This window comes from Symbiopectobacterium sp. (assembly GCF_051710365.1).
In the GTDB taxonomy this organism is placed as follows: Bacteria; Pseudomonadota; Gammaproteobacteria; order Enterobacterales; family Enterobacteriaceae; genus Symbiopectobacterium.
The window spans coordinates 1-3,231 of record NZ_JBPETA010000271.1 but is presented as its reverse complement, the minus strand read 5'-3'; the positions used below and the strand labels follow the sequence as shown (position 1 = coordinate 3,231).

Sequence of the window (3,231 nt, the reverse complement as noted above, 5' to 3'; positions counted from 1 at the left end):
AGTTCAGTATTGGTGACAGACCACCACAAGTATCCAACCTCAATTCTGTTCACAAGACCATCGTTGATGTTCTCGGCGAGCGATACCGTCGAATTTATTCTTAAAGTAGGTGCGGAATGACGGATTACCCTTTTAAGTGAATTATTTTTATTATATTCACCTATAAAGGGGAATGCATGATATCAAATAATAGGAATTACGGTGTTATATGTACATGCTGCCGCCTAACCTGAATCGACGCGACTGTGCGTGCTAATGCAGCCGGTGTAGCGTTAATTTATCCTGGTAAACTTGCCGTTATGCACGGGCGTTAACTACATTTTCAGTTTATGCGAGGCTTTGTTGAATAAATAGATTTTATGCTGGCAGCCAAGTGAAACGACGGATCCTCGCAACGCAAAATCATGCAGTTAGGCCCCATGAGAAAACTGTACACCTAAGATGACAAGCATTTTCTACCAAAACTGGCATAGAAAAACAGCATGATTACCTATTATTCAACAAAGCCTTTATGCGATTAACGGTGAGTGAGGCGTGATGCTTTGGTTAGAACAAGGGTTATATCTACGAATTCAGGAGCTGGATAGCGGCCCTCGACCGCTACCGTTGCAAAGCGGGTTTTTGGTGGGGACGGCGTACCGCGTGCTGGGGTGCTTTAATCCTTCTGAAACCTCAGATGCCTATTACATACTGGCAAACGATCGCGATGAAATATGGTTTATTTGCAATCGGCATGTACGCGTTGTGGCGTTGGACGCATCGCATAAAGGTTTCAGGTATCCGCTAGACCTCACGCTTCACCACTGGGGTCGCACACGGCCGACGAGATATTAGGCTATTGTGTTGCCAGATGGCGCAGGCCATCTGGCAACAACAGGATTAGCGGCTAAACAGGTCGCGACGTTTAGGCTTGAACGGCTGGGCAATCAGCACCAGTACACCCATCACCAGAAACGCACCGAAAATGACCAGCATCCACTGCGACATGACCAGTGACAGGAACTGCCATTGGCGCTCGGCACAGTCACCAGAGGCGACGAAAACGGAGGGCAGCCATTTGTCCAGCGGCAGCCATGACGGGAAGTTGACAAAGAAATCACACACTGCAAACGGTGAAGGATGCAGCATGACATTGGTGTGCTCCCAGGCGAGCTTTAATCCTTCAACAGCGCTGTAGATCCACAGGAAAATTGCTGGATAGCGCAGCAGCGTCGCGGGGGCGATAGCACCCAGCAACCCGGCTCCCATCACGCCGAACAGTGCGCTGCGCTGGTAAATACAGAGCACACAAGGTTTGAGCAACATGACATGCTGAAAATAAAGCGCGACCAATTCAAAGGCAAACGCCGTCAAAGCCATTAACAGCCAAGCACCGCGCCCACGTGAGCAGCGGTTAAGAAATCGCAACATAACGAATATTCCATGCTAAAAAAATGATCGATTTGGCGGCAAAGACGGTACAGGCAATGCCGCCATCATTTCACTGAGCAAAACGTAACAATCTATTTATTTGATACTTTATTTATATATCATTTCTGCGATTGCCATTCTTTGACAGATCGCACGCTACGGCTAAGCGTTGTAACCCGTTCACTATACACGATAGTTGTGCGTAGCGATGCGTCTGTGTTTACAGTTTTGGTAGCGCTATCCACTGCCATTCAGTAAGCAGTTGTGTTGCAGGCACTAACGCGAATGCAACGCACAGCCAGCCTACCAGCGTCATTACTATCGTATAGGGCAGTTCCATAACCACCATTTTGCCATAAGAAAGTCGAATGAGCGGGGCCAGGGCCGAATTCAGCAAAAAGAGAAAGGCGGCCTGTCCATTGGGCGTTGCGACTTAAGGCAGGTTAGTACCGGTATTGATCGCTACCGCCAACAGCTCAAACTGCTCCTGTGAGATGCGGCCTTGTACAAAGGCCTGATGCGCCTCGTTGATATAAATAGAGCCGACGAACACATTGTCGGAAATAGAAGAGAGCAGGCCGTTAAACAGATAAAACAGCGTAAGCTGGTTTTGCGCCGAACCCTGAAGCACAAACTGAATCAGCGGTGTGAACAGTTGCTGGTCAATAATCACCGCGACGATGGCGAAGAACACGGTAAGCAGTGCCGTAAAAGGCATCGCATCCTGAAAGGCTTTGCCAATGGCGTGTTCTTCGGTGATACCGCAAAACGAAGTAACCAGAATAATGACGCTCAGTCCGATTAAACCGACTTCCGCCAGATGAAACGCCAGGGCTGCAATCAAACAGATGCCAATAACGTCCTGAATCCATAGCATAATGCGTTCTTGCGATGCTCGTTCGGCACTAGTCTTACGTTCGTAATCCTCCAGAACCTGACGCACAGTGTCCGGCAGTGTGGCACCGTAGCCGCAAATTTTGACACGCTCTACCAGAATGCAGGTAGCAATACCGCACAGGAATACCGGGACGGTAACCGCAGACATACGCAAGAAAAAGCTGGCGAAATCCCAGACAGCAGTTTTGGCAATAATCAGGTTTTGTGGTTCACCCACCATGGTCATCACGCCGCCGAGGGCCGTGCCTACGCCCGCGTGCATCAACAAGCTGCGTAGAAAGGCGCGAAATTGCTCCAAGGTTTGTGCATGCTCATTGGTGATGGATCCGTCCTGTTGATCCAGCCCGGTAATGTACCGGTGGTAAATATCGTAAAATCCGGTGGAGACGCCAATCACCGCAGCAATGACGGTCAAAGCATCCAGAAAAGCCGACAGAAATGCGGCCGCCATATAGAGGCGAGTGAAAGCACCGTCTTGGATCGGATACGTAGCAACAGTCGCGTGAATACGAACAGCAGCAGCGGCTTCATAAAGTAGATACCCGCACAACCATAAACATCAGCAACGTGATGACGGGAATATTGCGAGAAACCTCATGCCAGATCTGCTCTGGACTTGTCATGCCGATAAACACCGCTTGCAGGGCCAGTAACCCGCCAGGCTGAAGCGGGTAGCATTTCAGGGCCATGCCCAGAGTGAAAATAAACTCGGCGACCAGTAACCAGCCCGCTAAAAAAGGGCTGACCCAAAAAAACACCAGAGGATTGAGGATGAGGAAACCCAGCAGGGTTAATTTATATGTACTAGCTCAGACCTGATCTGACAGTTACCGGTTATTTATACAGGTGTCTGTCAGATTAAATCTGGTTCAGATTTTTTTCTGCCCAGACCCGTTTACCATCAAGTAATGTTGCCATTGGCGT

2 protein-coding genes and 1 pseudogene are annotated in these 3,231 nt (G+C 49.1%); 1 reads left to right on the top strand and 2 read right to left on the bottom strand.

Features of this window, described 5'->3' with window-relative positions; translation table 11 throughout:
- The first annotated feature begins 537 nt into the window (after positions 1-537).
- A complete protein-coding gene (locus ACTBDZ_RS16430; RefSeq protein ID WP_438816099.1) occupies positions 538-834 on the top strand; it encodes a hypothetical protein in 297 nt (98 codons plus the stop codon).
- A 45-nt stretch (positions 835-879) separates the two neighbouring features.
- Here the strand turns inward: ACTBDZ_RS16430 and dsbB are convergent, their stop codons facing one another.
- The gene (gene dsbB, locus ACTBDZ_RS16425; protein ID WP_438816098.1) at positions 880-1,410 is read right to left on the bottom strand and encodes a disulfide bond formation protein DsbB; all 531 of its coding nucleotides are present in this window, start codon (positions 1,408-1,410) and stop codon (positions 880-882) included.
- 220 nt (positions 1,411-1,630) lie between these two features.
- A pseudogene (nhaB, locus tag ACTBDZ_RS16420) lies at positions 1,631-3,092 on the bottom strand (sodium/proton antiporter NhaB).
- Positions 3,093-3,231 lie beyond the last annotated feature (139 nt).

Bases quoted from the DNA above. Each gene is read 5' to 3' on its own strand.
- ACTBDZ_RS16430 (WP_438816099.1), top strand. From the start codon at position 538: ATGCTTTGGTTAGAACAAGGGTTATATCTACGAATTCAGGAGCTGGAT.
- dsbB (WP_438816098.1), bottom strand. From the start codon at position 1,410: ATGTTGCGATTTCTTAACCGCTGCTCACGTGGGCGCGGTGCTTGGCTG.